Source organism: Stutzerimonas degradans, from assembly GCF_024448505.1.
Lineage (GTDB): Bacteria > Pseudomonadota > Gammaproteobacteria > Pseudomonadales > Pseudomonadaceae > Stutzerimonas > Stutzerimonas degradans.
This window is the reverse complement of record NZ_JAMOHV010000013.1, coordinates 93742-110169: the sequence shown is the minus strand read 5'-3', so window position 1 is coordinate 110169 and position 16428 is coordinate 93742. Positions and strand designations below refer to the sequence as shown.

Sequence of the window (16428 nt, the reverse complement as noted above, 5' to 3'; positions counted from 1 at the left end):
TGATGCACTTATGGAATAAAGTCAAAAGCCGCTGCTAAGATGCCCGGCAGCTCGGAAACCGGCTTCACGCCGCATTCCACAAGGGTTCCGCGGCGCTAGGGCGCTTCAGGCGAAGGCACATCATAAAGGGATTCACCACATGAGGAAATCACTACTCGCCCTGCTGCTGGTGGCGGTGGGCGGTATCGCCCAGGCCGCGGTGCAGCTGAAGGACGACCATCCGCAGCGGTACACCGTGGTGAAGGGCGACACCCTGTGGGGCATCTCCGGGCGCTTCCTCAAGGAACCCTGGAAATGGCCGGAACTCTGGCACGCCAACCCGCAGATCGAGAACCCGCATCTGATCTATCCCGGCGACAGCCTGAGCCTGGTCTACATCGACGGCCAGCCGCGGCTGGTGCTCAACCGCGGCGCCTCCCGCGGCACCATCAAGCTTTCGCCAACTGTGCGCACCACACCGATGGCCGACGCCATCCCGACCATTCCGCTGGAGGCGATCAACAGCTTCCTGCTGAGTAACCGCATCGTCGACAGCGAAGAACAGTTCAAGGGCGCGCCGTACATCGTCGCCGGCAATGCCGAGCGCGTGGTCAGCGGCGCCGGTGACCGCGTCTACGGGCGTGGCGCGTTCGCCGAGGACATTCCGGTATACGGCATCTTCCGTCAGGGCAAGAGCTACGTCGATCCGGACAGCGGCGAGTTCCTCGGCATCAACGCCGACGACGTCGGCACGGCGGAAATCGTCGAGCGCGAAGGCGACATCGCCACCCTGCAGCTCAGCCGCACCAGCCAGGAAGTACGCCTCGGCGACCGGTTGTTCGCCAGCGAAGAGCGTTCGGTGAATTCCACCTTCATGCCCAGTGCGCCGGCCAGCGAAATCGATGGACTGATCATCGACGTGCCGCGCGGCGTGACCCAGATCGGCCAGTTCGACGTGGTGACGCTGAACAAGGGTCGCCGTGATGGCCTGCAGGACGGTAACGTGCTGGCCGTGTACAAGACTGGCGAAACCGTGCGCGACCGGGTGACCGGCGAGAACGTGAAGATTCCCGACGAGCGCTCCGGCCTGCTGATGGTCTTTCGCACCTACGAGAAGCTCAGCTACGGCCTGGTGCTGCAGGCCACCCGCTCGCTGGCGGTGCGCGACAAGATCCGCAACCCCTGAACCACAAGCCCCGCCGATGCGGGGCTTGTTCTATCCACCGTCAAAAAACACCGCACGGATGCGGTGTGCTGAGCAAGGAGTGCTCGCCCATGCCGTCCCTCTCGCCTGCCGAACTCGATGCCCGCCTACGCCTGCATCTGCTGCCCGAGCTGGGGCCGCGCCGCTGGCAGCGCCTGCTTGGAGCCTTCGCCAATGCCGCTTCGGCGCTGAGTGCGCCGGCCAGTGCCTGGCGTTCGCTGGGGTTGCCGGCCGGCTGTGCCGAAGCGCGGCGTAGCGATGCCGTTCGCGAGCGAGCCAGTGCCGCGCTGGCTTGGCTCGAGCAGCCGGGCCATCATCTGCTGTGCTGGGACGACCCGAACTACCCGGCGCTGCTCGGCGAACTGGCCGACGCGCCGCCGCTGCTGTTCGTCGCCGGTGATCCCACGCTGCTCGAGCAGCCGCAACTGGCGATGGTCGGCAGCCGCCGCGCGTCGCGGCCGGGGCTGGACAATGCCCGAGCGTTCGCGCGCAGCCTCGCCGGTGGCGGCTTCGTGATCACCAGCGGGCTGGCACTAGGCATCGACGGTGCCGCGCATCAGGGTGCGCTGGATGCGGGCGGCAGGACCGTCGCCGTGCTCGGCACCGGCCTGCAGCGGCTCTATCCGCAGCGCCATCTGCGCCTGGCCGAAGCCATCGTCGAGGGCGGTGGCGCGCTGGTGTCCGAGCTGCCGCTGGATTGCCCGCCGCAGGCCGGCAACTTCCCGCGGCGCAACAGGATCATCAGCGGCCTGGCGCTCGGCGTGCTGGTGGTCGAGGCGAGCCCGTCGAGCGGCTCGCTGATCACCGCCCGCCTGGCGGCCGAGCAGGGTCGCGAGGTCTACGCGATACCGGGCTCGATCCATCATCCGGGCGCGCGCGGTTGCCACCAGCTGATCCGCCAGGGTGCGACGCTGGTGGAAAGCGTCGAGGACGTGCTCGAAGGCCTGCGTGGCTGGCGGCAGCTGGCACCGGCCGACCTGCCAGCAGCCGCGCCGGCTTCGCATCCGCTGCTTGCCGCACTGCTTGCCGCGCCGATGACCAGCGAAGCCCTGGCGGCAGAGGCACAGCTGCCGCTGGCGCAGCTGCTGGCCCAGCTCACCGACCTCGAGCTGGACGGCCTGGTCGCCAACGAGAATGGTCTCTGGTGCGCGCGCCAACCTTGAGCGTCAGGTGATTTTCCCGTGAGCTTGGGTACACTGCCGCGGTCTTTTGCGTGGAGGTCGCCATGATCGGCAGTTGGCGTATACAGCAGGTCGCCCGGGTAGTGCGGGCCGGTGGCGTGATCGCCTATCCGACCGAGGCAGTCTGGGGGCTGGGTTGCGATCCGTGGGATGCGGCCGCCGTCCAGCGGCTGCTGGAGCTGAAGATGCGCCCGATGGAGAAAGGCCTGATCTTGGTCGCCGCGCACATCGACCAGTTCGACTTCCTCCTCGATGATCTGCCCGAGCGCTGGCTCGATCGTCTCGCCGGCACCTGGCCGGGGCCGAATACCTGGCTGGTGCCGCACCGTGAACGGCTGCCGGAGTGGATCACCGGCCAGCACGACAGCGTGGCGCTGCGGGTCAGCGATCATCCGCTGGTGGCCAGGCTCTGCGCGCTGACCGGACCGCTGGTGTCGACCTCCGCCAACCCTGCCGGTCGCCCGGCCGCGCGTTCGCGGCTGCGGGTCGAGCAGTACTTCCCCGGCCAGCTGGACGCCGTGCTCAACGGCCCGCTGGGCGGACGACGCAATCCGAGCACGATCCGCGACGTGCGCAGCGGCGAGGTGATCCGCGCGAGCTAGCGGCCGGTCCTGCGCCGCAGACCTGAAGCAACCGTGCGGTGTGCCGTTACGGCAGCAGGATCGTCGAGCCGGTGGTTTCCCGCGCGGCCAGGCGGCGCTGCGCTTCGGCGGCGTCGCGCAACGGATAGCGCTGGCCGGTCTCGATGTGGATCCGGCCGCTGTCGATCATCGCGAACAGCTCATCGGCCATCGCCTGCAGGCGTTCGGGCGTGTCGGCATATCCGGCGACCGTCGGCCGGGTGACGAACAGCGAGCCCTTCTGCGCCAGCACGCCGAGGTTCACCCCGGTGACGGCACCGGAAGCATTGCCGAAACTGACCAGCAACCCGCGCGGAGCGACGCAGTCCAGCGAGATTTCCCAGGTGTCCTTGCCCACCGAGTCGTAGACCACCGGGCACTTGCGCCCGTCGGTCAGCTCCAGCACGCGCTGGACGACGTCTTCCCGGCTGCGGTCGATGGTCGCCCAGGCGCCCAGCGCCCGCGCGCGTTCGGCCTTCTCGGCGGAGCCGACCACGCCGATCAGCCGTACGCCCAGTGCCTTGGCCCACTGGCAGGCGATCGAGCCGACGCCACCGGCCGCGGCGTGGAACAGCACGGTATCGCCGGCCTGCAGCGGGTGGGTCTGACGCAGCAGGTACTGGCAGGTCAGGCCCTTGAGCATCGCCGCGGCGGCCTCTTCGAAGCTGATCGAATCCGGCAGTTTCACCAGATTCCCCGCCGGCAGCACGTGATGCTCGGCGTAAGCGCCCAGTGGACCGGTGCCATAGGCGACACGGTCGCCGGGCTGAAAGGTACTGACGCCCTCGCCCACTGCTTCGACCACCCCGGCGCCTTCGTTGCCCAGCCCCGAGGGCAGGCTTGGCGGTGCGTAGAGGCCGCTGCGGAAATAGGTGTCGATGAAGTTCAGACCAATGGCGTGATTGCGTACGCGAACTTCGCCCGGACCCGGCTCGGCCACCGGCACGTCGATCAGTTCGAGCACCTCGGGGCCACCGTGCTGGCGGAATTGAATGCGCTGCGACATCTCAGGGTTCCTGCTGGGGATCAAAGAGACCTATCCAACCTGCCGCGCCTGCTTTAGTCAATCGAGCGGATGCTATGCTTGCCGGCCCGACCCACGCCCCGACACCCCTGCGCCCGGCTCCGCCCGCGCGCGGTGCCCTCAATCGCAAGGTGATTCGTGAACGTCCGAACCGAAGCCGTCAAAGCCTATCTGCTCTCGTTGCAGGACCGCATCTGCGCCGCCCTGGAGGCCGAAGATGGCCGTGCGCGCTTCATCGAGGATGCCTGGACGCGGCCAGGCGGTGGCGGCGGTCGCACCCGCGTGATCGAGAACGGCGCGCTGATCGAAAAGGGTGGGGTCAACTTCTCTCACGTGTTCGGCACCGGCCTGCCGCCCTCGGCCAGCGCCCATCGGCCGGAACTCGCCGGGCGCGGCTTCCAGGCGCTCGGTGTATCGCTGGTGATCCACCCGGAGAACCCCCACGTGCCGACCTCGCATGCCAACGTGCGCTTCTTCATCGCCGAGAAGGAAGGCGAGGAGCCAGTCTGGTGGTTCGGCGGCGGGTTCGACCTCACGCCCTACTACGGCGTCGAGGAAGACTGCGTGCACTGGCACCGGGTCGCGCGCGATGCCTGTGCACCGTTCGGCGCCGACGTCTATCCGCGCTACAAGGAATGGTGCGACCGCTATTTCCACATCAAGCACCGCAACGAACCGCGCGGGGTCGGCGGTCTGTTCTTCGACGATCTCAACCAGTGGGACTTCGATACCTGTTTCGCCTTCCTGCGCGCGGTCGGCGATGCCTATCTGGAGGCCTACCTGCCGATTGTCCGCAGGCGCAAGGACACGCCCTATGGCGAGCGCCAGCGCGAATTCCAGGCCCTGCGCCGCGGCCGCTACGTCGAGTACAACCTGGTCTATGACCGCGGCACGCTGTTCGGCCTGCAATCGGGCGGGCGCACCGAATCGATCCTGATGTCACTGCCGCCGCGGGTGAGCTGGGGGTACGACAAGCAGCCGCAAGCCGGCTCGGCCGAAGCGCGGCTGACCGAATACTTCCTCACGGACCGCGATTGGCTGGCAGAGTGCTCCTGAGTACAACCCTGCGCCTACTGCCCGTAAAAATAACTCGTTGATGTAGAAGGAATTCTGGATGGACCGCTACGGCGTCTTCGGCAATCCTATCGGCCACAGCAAGTCGCCGCAGATCCATGCGCTGTTCGCCGCGCAGACCGGCCAGGCGCTGCGCTACGACCCGCTGCTGGCGCCGCTGGAGGAATTCCCGGCGTTCGCCCGGGCGTTCTTCGAGAGCGGTCAGGGTGCCAACGTCACCGTGCCGTTCAAGGAACAGGCCTATCGCCTCGCCGACCAGCTGACCGAGCGCGCCCGCCGCGCCGGTGCGGTCAATACCTTGAAGAAGCTCGCCGACGGGCGCCTGCTCGGCGACAACACCGATGGCGTCGGCCTGGTCAACGATTTGCGCAACGCCGGCGTCGAGCTGGCCGGCCGGCGCGTGCTGCTGCTTGGCGCCGGCGGTGCCGTGCGTGGCGTGCTCGAACCGCTGCTGGCACAGCGCCCCGCCGCCTTGCTGATCGCCAACCGCACGCCGGCCAAGGCCGAACAGCTGGCGGCCGAATTCGCCGAACTCGGGCCGATCTCCGCCTGCAGCTTCGCCGACGTGCCGGCCCCGGTCGACCTGATCATCAACGGCACTTCGGCCAGCCTGGGCGGTGACGTACCGCCACTGGCCGACGCGCTGATCGTCCCCGACCGGACCTTCTGCTACGACATGATGTACGCGGCCGCGCCGACGGCGTTCTGCCAGTGGGCGACCGCGCGCGGCGCCCGGGCGCGTGACGGCCTCGGCATGCTGGTGGAACAGGCCGCGGCGGCGTTCGAGCTGTGGCGCGGCGTGCGTCCCGAAACCGCGCCGGTGCTCGCCGAACTGCGCCGCCAACTCGCCGGCTGAGCAGCGTTCAGAGACGGAACTGAATCCGCTGGTGCAGGTGTTGTGGGCGCTCCAGCTCGTCGAGCATGCCGGCGGCGATGCGGCGCAACTGCACGCGCGGATCGTTGCGCGGCAGCCCGGCGACGTCGCTCAGATCATCAATGGACAGCTCCTCGCCCGCCGTGCCGGCATCCACCAGCGTCCATTTCAGCGGGTGTGAGGCGATCAGTTTCAGCGCGGCTTCCAGTTCCGATTCCTCGGCATGCGCCGCGAAGTCGGCCACCAGCATCAGGCGCTCGACACCGGCTTCGGTCATGCCGTTGAGCAGCGTGTACACCGCCTGGTAGAGGTCCTGCGGCTGGCCGACGATGGCGGCGTCCGGGGCGCTGGGCACCGACGGGCTGTCGAACAGGCAGATCACGCCGTCCATGCCGGCCACGCTGCGCGCCACACTGGCGACATCGAACAGGTCGCCGGGCTTGGTGCGCAGCCCGGGACGCGCGGTGATCGAGTTGCAGTCGTTGAGCAGGGCCACGGCTTCATGCTGCCGGCTCAGCAGTTCGCAGAGCACGGCACTGCCCAGGCTGGAATGCGCTCCGTAGAGCGCGAACTTCAGGCGCGGCGTTTCGGCGTTGAGCATGGCGGCCGTCCTTTAGCGACGTGTGACCAGATAGCCGATCAACGCGCAGGCACCGGCGGCCAGCGCCACCGTGGTCCACGGATGCGCGCGGGCGCAGTCCTTGGCCATGCGGCCGGCATCGCGGGTCCGCCGCGACAGGTCGGCGCAGTGTTCGTCCCAGTGAGCGTCGTGCCAGAGCGCTTCGGCACGCGAGCGCAGATCCTGCAGACCGTGGCGAGAACCGCGCGTGGCGTCGTGCCTGAGTTCGTCCAGGGCGCGCATGAGGGTATCGATCTCGTGCTGGACTTCGGCACGCGTGGTGGGTGTGTGGCTGAATCGCGACATGTGAGGCCTCCCCTGCAATCGATGTGAGCCAATTTGGACTCTGCGCCCTACCAAAGGTGCCACTCCGCCCGGGGACGGGGCGGCGCGATTGAGCTGGCCGCGCTACGCTCAGCGTAGTCGATGCTTGCGGCCTCGGCGTGGCGCCTCGGTGCATCGCACGCGAAAGCTGCGGTCCGCCTGGGGCGCGCATATACTGCGCGCCGCGTCTGTCGTTGCGGCGCGTCCCGTTTCCGAACTTTCCTGTGGGTGAAATCCGTGAAGCTACGTCAATCGTTCCTGGGGCTGCTGCTGGGATGCGGCGGTATCGTGCTGGCCACGCTGGCCTGCGCCGCGCCCAAGGGCCAGCAGGAACTGGCATCCGGCAGCGCCCTGCTGGTCGACCTGCGGACCAGCGAAGTGCTCTATTCGAGCAATCCCGATCTGGTCGTGCCGATCGCCTCGGTGACCAAGCTAATGACGGCGATGGTGGTGCTCGATGCCAAGCTGCCGCTGGATCAGGTGCTGCCGGTCACCATTCGCGAAGCGGTCGAGATGCGTGGCGTCTATTCGCGCGTGCGTCTGGGCAGCGAGATCAGCCGGCGCAACATGCTGCTGCTGACCCTGATGTCCTCGGAGAACCGCGCGGCGGCCAGCCTGGCGCACCATTACCCGGGCGGCTACGGCGCCTTCATCCAGGCGATGAACGCCAAGGCGCGGGCGCTGGGCATGAGCAGCACGCGTTACGTCGAGCCGACCGGGCTGTCCGAACGCAACGTCTCCAGCGCCAACGATCTGGTCAAGCTGATCCGCGCCAGCCAGCAATACCCGCTGATCGAGCAGTTCAGCACCACCACCGAGAAGACCGTGGCGTTCCGCAAGCCGAGCTACACGCTGGGTTTTCGCAACACCAACGCGCTGGTGCGCAAACCCAACTGGGACATCCAGCTGACCAAGACCGGCTTCACCAACGCCGCCGGTCATTGCCTGGTGATGCGCACCACCATGAATCGGCGTCCGGTGGCCTTCGTGGTGCTGGATGCATTCGGTAAGTACACCCACATGGCCGACGCCAACCGGCTGAAGAAGTGGGTCGAGACCGGTGCCGTTACGCCGGTTCCGGCGGCGGCGCTGGCCTACAAGCAGCAGAAGATGGCCCAGCGCCAACAGTTGCTGCAGGCCGCGCAGTAGCAGAACGAAGAAATGAAAAAACGCCGCATTGCGGCGTTTTTTTATGGTTGCCGGCTCAGAGTGAGCCGAGCCGCTGAACCACCAGGAAGAACACCAGCAGCACGCTGTTGATTGCCCAGGCGGCGGTCAGCAGTCGTGCCATGTCGCCGTACAGCTTGTTGCGCACATTGTCCGCGCACAGCCAGATTTCCATGATGATCCAGGCGGTGTAGCCGAGAATCAGCCCGAACATCAGCAGGTTGGTCGCCAGCGAGGCGCCGTTGAAGTAGGCGAACAGCGCCATGCCCCAGAGAATCTGGCTGGGGATCACGCCATAGAGCCAGAACACCACGCCCAGCGGGCGTTTGATCAGCAGGGAAGCCAGTGGGGATGACGATTTCATGACTGCGATCCTTATTCCAGAGGGCTCGGCCGTCATCCGCAGGACACTGCGGGTGGCGTTGACAAGGCGGCTCGCGAAATGCCGCGCTCGATTTCACTCTAGCCCTGTCCCGTCTGCGACGCAATGCCGCACCCTGGGAAGCCTCTGGGCGAATTTCTTGCGTTTGCGCAATTTCATTAGTTGATATTAATTCTTAAGATCACTCGCCTCCTCCATTCGCGGATCGCTCATGCGCCGTAGCCGTACGACAGCCTGGATTGCCCTCGCGGCCATGCTCCTGCATGTGCTGGCGATGCCGCTTGCCGGCAGCCTGTCGGCCGAGACCAAGCGTCTGCTCGGCTGGGGCGGCTACTGTCCGCTGGCGCAGCAGCTCGAACATGCCGGCCATGCGCAGGTGGCTGCCGACCAAGATGATTCCGCGCCGGCTGCGCACCATGCGAACATGCCGCAGTGCTGTTGCGGTGCCGGTTTCGCCGGGCTTGCCGCGCTGCCCAGCGCCACGCCGCCGCTGCCCGATCCGCGTGCTCTGGTGCGGGTGCGCCTGCCCGCCGAGCCCGCATTGCTGCCAGCGCCGCGCCAGCAATGGCCGGCGCTCAATCCCCGCGCCTCCCCCCTCGCCTGAAGCGGGCCGACCGGCTCTTTCGAATATCGAACCGTACTGGCATCGCGGCAGCGACCGCGCGCCGGTGCCCGATCGCCCGGCGCCTGTGCCGTCGGGCAACGAATCCGCTTCAAGGATAAACAGCGATGCCATTTTCCCTGCGCGTCCCGCGCCGCTCCACCCTGCCCTGCATGCTGGCCGGCTCGGCCCTGCTGACGCTCTGTACGACGGCGATTGCCGACAACCGCGCCGATTCCGCCCTGAGCCTGGGCACCACCACGGTTACCGCCGATAGCAGCGGCCCGCTGCAGACCAGCAGCGTCATCAGCTCCGTCGACCTGCTCGGCGGCGACATCCTCGAACAGCAGCCGGTGCTCTACAGCTGGGAGCTGTTCCGCCGCGCGCCGGGGGTGATGCTCACCGAATTCGGCCAGGGCACGACCTCGGGCAAGCTGTCGTTCCGCGGCTTCAATGGCGAGGGCGAGGTCAACGCGGTCAAGCTGCTGATCGACGGCATTCCGAGCAACAGCAACGACGGCAACATGCCCTACCTGGATATGCTGTTCCCGCTGGAAATCGACGGCATCGAGGTGGTGCGCGGCACCAACGACCCGCGCTATGGCCTGTACAACATCGCCGGCAATGTCACCGTGCATTCGCGCACCGGCGGCGATTACGGCAAGGCGCGACTGCGCTACGGCAGCTACGACACCCAGGAACTGCAGGTGGCCAAGGGCATCGAGGGCAGCAACTGGACGCAGAACTACTTCATCGGTCAGCAGAAGAGCGGCGGCTATCGCGATCACGCCGATGCCGAGCGCACCAGCCTGTCCGGCAAGTGGTTCTACCACCCGGACTCCGGCACCTGGCGCCTGGGCCTGATCGCCCGCCACTACGAGGCCGACGCCAACGAGCCGGGTTACCTGTCACGCGAGGATGCGCGCCACTCACCGCACGAGTCCTACGCGTTGTCGGCAACCGACATGGGCGAGCGCGAGATGAACCAGCTCAGCCTGCACCTGGACAGCGAGCTGGCCGCCGATCTGTCGTGGGCCACCAAGGTCTGGCTCAACACCCTGGATGACGACCGCTGGGTGCGCTTCTCGCAACCGGCGCCGCAGCAGCAGCGCACCACCGAGGAGCGCCACTACGGCGCGCGCAGTTCGCTGACCTACCGTCCGGAGGTGGCCTGGCTGCATGACTTCTCCCTCGAAGGCGGGCTCGACACCGAGCAACAGCGCAACCGCAGCGAGCGTTACACCAGCGTTGAACGCGAGCCGGTGGCGCAGACCCGCGACCAGCGCTTCGACTACGACAGCTACGGCGCATACCTGCAGGCGGCGATTCAGCCGGTGGAGTCGCTGAAGCTCATCCCGGCCTTTCGCGTCGATCGCATCGAGGGTGACTACACCGACGAGCTGGCCGGCAACGACTATTCGATCAACGACTACGGCACCATCGAGCAGCCGAAGATCAGCCTGGTCTACACCCCGGTGAAGGCGCTCAGCCTCTACGGCAACTGGGGCCGCACCTTCCAGATCGGCACCGGCGCCGCGGCGTACAAGGTGCCGCCGCGCACCACCGACCTGTCGCCGTCGATCAACGACGGCTGGGAAACCGGCCTCAAGTTCAACCCGACGCCCTGGCTCGACGGCCGCATCGCCTACTGGGAGCAGGTCGCCTCCGACGAAGTGCGGCGCCGGCTCAACGACCCCAGCGGCGAATCGGAAAACCTCGGGCAGACGCGTCGCTGGGGCTACGACGCGCAGCTCAACCTCTACCCGAGCGCCGAGCTGAGCCTGTGGCTGGCGCACTCCTGGCAGTTCTCCGAGATCGAGAAAGCCGACCCGAGCCTGCCGGCCAGCCAGGGCCAGGAGATCGATCACGTGCCGCAGCGCCTGTACTCGGCCGGCAGCACCTACCAGGCGACGCCGGACCTGCAGCTCAGCGCCTGGCTCAACGGCCAGACAGACTATTACCTCGAACGCGAGAACACCCAGGGTACCTACGGCGGCTATGTGCTGTTCAACCTCGGTGCCAGCTACCAGCTGAGCGAACAGCTGGCGGTCGACCTGCAGCTGAAGAACCTCACCGACCGCTACTACGAGTACGTCTGGTACGACGGCGTGCAGTCGCTGCATGCGCCGGGCGATGGCCGCGCGCTGTACGCCGCCGTGACCCTGGACTTCTGAACGGCATGAAGCGCTACCTGTTCCTGGCGCATCGCTGGCTCGGCATCGCCCTCGGCGTGTTCGTGCTGCTGTGGATCGTCAGCGGCGTGGTGATGCTCTATGTCGGCTATCCCAAGCTGACCGGCGGCGAGCATCTGTCGCGTCTGGCACCGCTGGCCGGCGATTGCTGCGTCGCGCCCGGTGTAGCGCTGACGGCCGCCGGCGGCGCGCGCCCGACGAGCCGTCTGCGCCTGACCAGCGCCGGCGGCTCGCCGCGATACCTGCTCGATCACGGCGACGGCCCGCTGATCGCGGTCGATGCACAGAGCGGTCGGCGCATCGAGCGGATCGGTCCGGACGAGGCACTGGCCAGTGCGCGGCAGTTCGCCGGGGGCGCCGCGGTTCGGCTCCTCGACCTGATCGAGGAGGACGCCTGGACGCGCAACCACGCGCTGGCGCGCGAACGGCCGCTGTACCGGGTGCAGAGCGCGGACGCCGAAGGCCGTCTGCTCTACGTCTCCAGCCATACCGGGCTGGTGGTACGCGACGCGACCGCGCGGGAACGTGCCTGGAACTACCTGGGCGCCTGGCTGCACTGGCTGTATCCGCTGCGCGAGGTGTTGCCCAAGGCGGCCTGGGCCGTGGCGCTGGTCTACGGTGCGCTGCTGGCGGGGCTGATGGTGCTGCTCGGGCTGCTGATCGGCGTGCTGCGATGGCGCTTCGCCGGTCGCTACCGCAACGGTTCGCGCTCGCCCTACCCAGGCGGCGTCGGGCGCGTGCACCATGTCGGCGGCCTGCTCGGCGGCGGCGTACTGCTGATCTGGCTGCTCAGCGGGATGCTGTCGATGGAACCCTGGGGGCTGTTCCAGAGCCGCTCGGGCATCAGCGCCGGGACGCTGGCGGGCGCGCCGCTGCCGCTCGACGCCTTGTCCGACGATCTGCACAGCAGCCTGCAGCGCCTGCGCGAGGCCGGCATCGAGGCGGTCGAGCTGGACTGGTACATGCTCGCCGGTGAGCCCTACCTGCTGGGTCGCGATGCCCGAGGCGAGACGCGCCTGCTGGCACTGGGCGACGCCGCGGCGCGGCTGCGGCTGCCGCGCGCCGAGCTGGAGCGCGCGGTGCAGCAGGCCTGGCCCGAGTTGGCGCCAACCTTCGACTGGCTCGAACAGGCGGACCGACACTACTACGCGCGCAGCGAACCCAGCCTCTACAGCGACCTGGCGCGCCGCCTGCCGGTGCTGCGCGTGCGCTTCGACGATCCGGCGGCGACCTGGCTGCACATCGACCCCTACAGCGGCGCGGTGATCGAGCAGCTCGACGAGCGTCGGCGCGCGGTGCGCTGGGTGTTCAAGCTGCTGCACAGCTGGGACTGGCTGCCGCTGCTGCAGCGCCCGTGGCTGCGCGACGGCCTGCTGCTGGCGGGCAGCGCCGGCGTGCTGTTGCTCGCGGCCAGCGGTGTGCTGCTCGGCTGGCGGCGGCTGCGGCGCAAACCGCGGCGGCGCACGGAGGTCGCGGCGAAGGCGGCTGCGCCGTCACGCTAGGCAGGCGGATGCAACGATGGCGAGGCGCTCGACTCCAATCGCTATATCGCCCTGCCTTGCCCCAACGGATCGACGCATGAGCAACCCGGACAACGCCTATATCCAGTGGCTGGTCGACCAGTCCATGCTGCACGCGGCGCGCCAGAGTGCGCGCCTCTACGCCGGCCAGTCGCGCCTCTGGCAGCGTCCCTACGCACAGGCGCGCCCGCGCGATGCCAGCGCGATTGCCTCGGTATGGTTCACCGCCTACCCGGCGGCAATCATCACCGCCGACGGCGCTTCGGTGCTGCAGACGCTGGGTGACGAGCGGCTGTGGAGCGCGCTGTCCGAACTCGGCGTACAGGGCATCCACAACGGCCCGATGAAGCGCTCCGGCGGCCTGCGCGGTCGCGAATACACGCCCACCGTGGATGGCAACTTCGACCGCATCGGCTTCGACATCGACCCGGCGCTGGGCAGCGAGGAGCAGATGCTCCAGCTCAGCCGCGTCGCCGCCGCGCACAACGCTGTGGTGATCGACGACATCGTTCCGGCGCACACCGGCAAAGGCGCCGACTTCCGTCTCGCCGAAATGGCCCACGAGGACTATCCCGGCCTCTACCACATGGTGGAAATCCGCGAGGAAGACTGGTCGCTGCTGCCCGAGGTGCCGCCGGAGCGCGACGCGGTGAACCTGCTGCCGGCAGTGGTCGACCGTCTGAAGGAAAAGCACTACATCGTCGGCCAGCTGCAGCGGGTGATCTTCTTCGAGCCTGGCATCAAGGACACCGACTGGAGCGCCACCGGCGAGATCACCGGGGTCGACGGCAAGGTGCGCCGCTGGGTCTACCTGCACTACTTCAAGGAAGGCCAGCCGTCGCTGAACTGGCTCGACCCGACCTTCGCCGCGCAGCAGCTGATCATCGGCGATGCCTTGCACGCCATCGACGTCGGCGGCGCGCGCGTGCTGCGCCTGGACGCCAACGGCTTCCTCGGTGTCGAGCGGCGCGCCGAGGGCACCGCCTGGTCGGAAAGCCACCCGCTGTCGGTCACCGGCAACCAGCTGATCGCCGGCATGATTCGCAAAGCCGGCGGCTTCAGCTTCCAGGAACTCAACCTGACGCTGGACGACATCGCGGCCATGTCCCACGGCGGCGCCGACCTGTCCTACGACTTCATCACCCGCCCCGCCTACCAGCACGCATTGCTCACCGGCGACAGCGAATTCCTGCGGCTGATGCTTCGGGAAATGCACACCATCGGCATCGACCCGGCGTCGCTGATCCATGCGCTGCAGAACCACGACGAGCTGACCCTGGAGCTGGTGCACTTCTGGACGCTGCACGCCTACGACCACTACCACTTCCGCGGCCAGACGCTGCCCGGCGGGCATCTGCGCGAACTGATCCGCGAGGAGATGTACGAACGCCTGACCGGCGAGCAGGCGCCCTACAACCTCAAGTTCGTCACCAATGGCGTGGCCTGCACCAGCGCCAGCCTGATCGCCGCCGCGCTGGGCATCCGCGACCTGGACGCCATCGGGCCGGCCGAGGTCGAGCAGATCCAGCGCCTGCACCTCCTGCTGGTGATGTTCAACGCCATGCAGCCGGGCGTGTTTGCCCTCTCCGGCTGGGACCTGGTCGGTGCCCTGCCGCTGGCGCCCGAGCAGGTCGCGCACCTGATGGGCGACGGCGACACGCGCTGGATCAACCGCGGCGCCTATGATCTGGCCGATCTTGCGCCCGAGGCCGAGGCCTCCGCCGAGGGCCTGCCGCGTGCTCGCGCGCTGTACGGCAGCCTCGTCGAGCAGCTGCAGAACCCCGGCTCCTTCGCCTGCCAGCTCAAGCGCATCCTCAGCGTGCGGCGCGCCTACGACATCGCGGCCAGCCGGCAGATCCTGATTCCCGAGGTGCAGGCGCCGGGCCTGCTGGTGATGGTGCACGAGCTGCCGGCCGGCAAGGGTGTGCAGCTCACCGCGCTGAATTTCGGCGCCGCGCCGATCAGCGAGACGATCTGCCTGCCCGGCGTCGCGCCGGGGCCGGTGGTCGACATCATCCACGAGCGGGTCGAGGGCGATCTGACCGAGAACTGCGAGCTGACGCTCAACCTCGATCCCTACGAAGGCCTCGCCCTGCGTGTGGTCAGCGCCGCCTCGCCGGTGATCTGAGCGGCCCTTCGCGGGCCGGCGCCGCGCCGCTATAGTGCGCGGCGCCGATCGCCTCCCCTCTGCGAGAACCGCCGTGTCGCTCAAGCCGTTCCTTCGCCTGACCCGAGGCCTGCTCACGCTGCTGGCGCTGGGCAGCGCCGCCGTCCCGGCACAGACCAGCTGCCCGTCCGGCGAGCAGCCGCTTTGTCTGGGCGGCAACTGTTTCTGCGTGCCCGGCGCGGCCACCGACGCCCAGGTGGTGCTCGAGCGCGTGCAGCAGATGAGCGCGTTGGCGCTGCAGAGCTGGATCCAGCAGTCGCGCGAGCAGCTGATCGCCGCCGGCGCCGAGCCGATTCCGCTGCACCTGCGCCTGCAGCTGGAGCCCTACTTCGACCTGGCGGTGCTGGAGACGGCGCGCTTTCGCGTCGGCGACCAGGTCGCGCTGGATGCCGGCAACGCGCTGCTGCGCAATCCGGACATCAACGCCGTCACCCTGATCGACGTCATCGTGTTCCGCCGGCCGGCGGACGCGCAGGACAACCTCGCGCTGTGGGCGCATGAGCTCAAGCACGTCGAACAGTACCTGGAGTGGGGCGTCGCCGAGTTCGCCCGGCGCTACACGCTGGATCACCGCGCCGTGGAAAGCCCCGCTTACGCGCTGGAGCGCGAGGTGGAGCAGGCGTTGCGTCAGGCCGAGGCGCAACCCTGATCTGCGGACATGAAAAACCCCGCCGTGGCGGGGTTTTCAGTCACAGCGGTAGCGTTCAGTACACCGGCACCACCGCACCGGCGTACTTCTCGGCCATGAATTGCAGGACGTCATGGCTATGCAGCACCTCGACCAGCTTCTGCATGGCGGCGCTGTCCTTGTTGTCCGGCCGGGCGACCAGGATGTTCACGTACGGCGAGTCGCTGCCTTCGATCACCAGAGCGTCCTGGATCGGGTTCAGCTTGGCTTCCAGCGCGTAGTTGGTGTTGATCAGCGCCAGGTCGACCTGGGTCAGCACGCGCGGCAGGGTCGCTGCTTCCAGCTCACGCACCTTGATGTGCTTGGGGTTGTCGGCGATGTCCTTCGGCGTGGCGGTGATGCCGGCGCCCTCCTTCAGCGTGATCAGTCCGGCCTTGGCCAGCAGCAGCAGCGCGCGGCCGCCGTTGGTGGCGTCGTTGGGAATCACCACGTTGGCGCCGTCGGGCAGCTCGTCCAGCGACTTGTGCTTGCTGGAGTAGGCGCCGAACGGCTCGATGTGCACGCCGGTGACGCTGACCAGATCGGTGCCCTTGCCCTTGTTGAACTCGTCCAGGTACGGCTGGTGCTGGAAGAAGTTGGCGTCCAGGCGCTTCTCGGCGACCTGGATGTTCGGCTGCACGTAGTCGGTGAAGATCTTGATCTCCAGTTCCACGCCCTGCTCGGCCAGCTTGGGTTTGACGAACTCGAGGATCTCGGCGTGCGGCACCGCGGTGGCGGCGACTTTCAGTTCTTCGGCCGCCTGAGCGGAGAAGGCGGCAACGGTAGCCAGGGCGGCAATCAGTTTCTTCATCGTTCGGTTCCTTCAGGAGTTG

16 protein-coding genes are annotated in these 16428 nt (G+C 67.8%); 11 read left to right on the top strand and 5 right to left on the bottom strand.

The window, feature by feature from the left end:
* Positions 1-139: 139 nt before the first annotated feature.
* The 3 genes from NAV27_RS15890 (at position 140) to tsaC (ending at position 2966) form a co-directional block, all read left to right on the top strand.
* A complete protein-coding gene (locus NAV27_RS15890) occupies positions 140-1165 on the top strand; it encodes a LysM peptidoglycan-binding domain-containing protein (protein WP_043294903.1) in 1026 nt (341 codons plus the stop codon).
* Positions 1166-1254: 89 nt separating this feature from the next.
* Positions 1255-2346, top strand: coding sequence for a DNA-processing protein DprA (gene dprA / locus NAV27_RS15885; protein ID WP_102828181.1), 1092 nt, complete (start codon positions 1255-1257; stop codon positions 2344-2346).
* A 62-nt stretch (positions 2347-2408) separates the two neighbouring features.
* Positions 2409-2966, top strand: a complete 558-nt coding sequence (gene tsaC / locus NAV27_RS15880; protein WP_008569069.1) for an L-threonylcarbamoyladenylate synthase type 1 TsaC — start codon at positions 2409-2411, stop codon at positions 2964-2966.
* A gap of 46 nt (positions 2967-3012) precedes the next feature.
* On the opposite strand, the gene NAV27_RS15875 is transcribed toward tsaC, so the two are convergent.
* Positions 3013-3990 carry a quinone oxidoreductase family protein gene (locus NAV27_RS15875; protein WP_102828182.1) on the bottom strand — a complete coding sequence of 326 codons (978 nt, stop codon included), beginning with the start codon at positions 3988-3990 and terminating at the stop codon, positions 3013-3015.
* Positions 3991-4146: 156 nt separating this feature from the next.
* Here NAV27_RS15875 and hemF point away from each other — a divergent pair, with 156 nt between their 5' ends.
* Positions 4147-5064 carry an oxygen-dependent coproporphyrinogen oxidase gene (gene hemF, locus NAV27_RS15870; protein WP_102828183.1) on the top strand — a complete coding sequence of 306 codons (918 nt, stop codon included), beginning with the start codon at positions 4147-4149 and terminating at the stop codon, positions 5062-5064.
* Between the two features lie 58 nt (positions 5065-5122).
* Positions 5123-5938, top strand: a complete 816-nt coding sequence (gene aroE, locus NAV27_RS15865) for a shikimate dehydrogenase (RefSeq protein WP_102828184.1) — start codon at positions 5123-5125, stop codon at positions 5936-5938.
* A gap of 7 nt (positions 5939-5945) precedes the next feature.
* Here the strand turns inward: aroE and NAV27_RS15860 are convergent, their stop codons facing one another.
* Both NAV27_RS15860 and NAV27_RS15855 read right to left on the bottom strand, forming a co-directional pair.
* Positions 5946-6557, bottom strand: a complete 612-nt coding sequence (locus tag NAV27_RS15860; RefSeq protein ID WP_008569066.1) for an NAD(P)-dependent oxidoreductase — start codon at positions 6555-6557, stop codon at positions 5946-5948.
* Between the two features lie 12 nt (positions 6558-6569).
* Complete coding sequence (locus NAV27_RS15855; RefSeq protein ID WP_043294896.1) at positions 6570-6881, bottom strand: ElaB/YgaM/YqjD family protein; 312 nt, start codon at positions 6879-6881, stop codon at positions 6570-6572.
* Between the two features lie 255 nt (positions 6882-7136).
* Here NAV27_RS15855 and pbpG point away from each other — a divergent pair, with 255 nt between their 5' ends.
* Positions 7137-8048 (top strand): D-alanyl-D-alanine endopeptidase, encoded by a 912-nt coding sequence (gene pbpG, locus NAV27_RS15850; protein WP_077682427.1) that lies wholly within the window; start codon positions 7137-7139, stop codon positions 8046-8048.
* A gap of 55 nt (positions 8049-8103) precedes the next feature.
* Here pbpG and NAV27_RS15845 read toward each other — a convergent pair whose 3' ends face one another.
* Complete coding sequence (locus NAV27_RS15845; protein ID WP_077682391.1) at positions 8104-8430, bottom strand: hypothetical protein; 327 nt, start codon at positions 8428-8430, stop codon at positions 8104-8106.
* A gap of 229 nt (positions 8431-8659) precedes the next feature.
* Between NAV27_RS15845 and NAV27_RS15840 the strand changes: the two genes are divergently transcribed.
* From NAV27_RS15840 to NAV27_RS15820, 5 genes are all read left to right on the top strand, one after another.
* Positions 8660-9052, top strand: a complete 393-nt coding sequence (locus NAV27_RS15840) for a DUF2946 domain-containing protein (RefSeq protein ID WP_077682392.1) — start codon at positions 8660-8662, stop codon at positions 9050-9052.
* A 125-nt stretch (positions 9053-9177) separates the two neighbouring features.
* The gene (locus tag NAV27_RS15835; protein ID WP_102828185.1) at positions 9178-11223 is read left to right on the top strand and encodes a TonB-dependent receptor; all 2046 of its coding nucleotides are present in this window, start codon (positions 9178-9180) and stop codon (positions 11221-11223) included.
* Positions 11224-11228: 5 nt separating this feature from the next.
* Positions 11229-12743, top strand: coding sequence for a sodium:proline symporter (locus NAV27_RS15830; protein ID WP_102828186.1), 1515 nt, complete (start codon positions 11229-11231; stop codon positions 12741-12743).
* Between the two features lie 76 nt (positions 12744-12819).
* Complete coding sequence (gene treS / locus NAV27_RS15825) at positions 12820-14889, top strand: maltose alpha-D-glucosyltransferase (protein ID WP_102828187.1); 2070 nt, start codon at positions 12820-12822, stop codon at positions 14887-14889.
* A 73-nt stretch (positions 14890-14962) separates the two neighbouring features.
* Entirely contained in the window at positions 14963-15577 is a 615-nt protein-coding gene (locus tag NAV27_RS15820; RefSeq protein WP_102828188.1) for an eCIS core domain-containing protein, read from the top strand.
* 55 nt (positions 15578-15632) lie between these two features.
* On the opposite strand, the gene NAV27_RS15815 is transcribed toward NAV27_RS15820, so the two are convergent.
* Positions 15633-16406, bottom strand: a complete 774-nt coding sequence (locus tag NAV27_RS15815; protein WP_102828189.1) for a MetQ/NlpA family ABC transporter substrate-binding protein — start codon at positions 16404-16406, stop codon at positions 15633-15635.
* Positions 16407-16428: the final 22 nt, after the last annotated feature.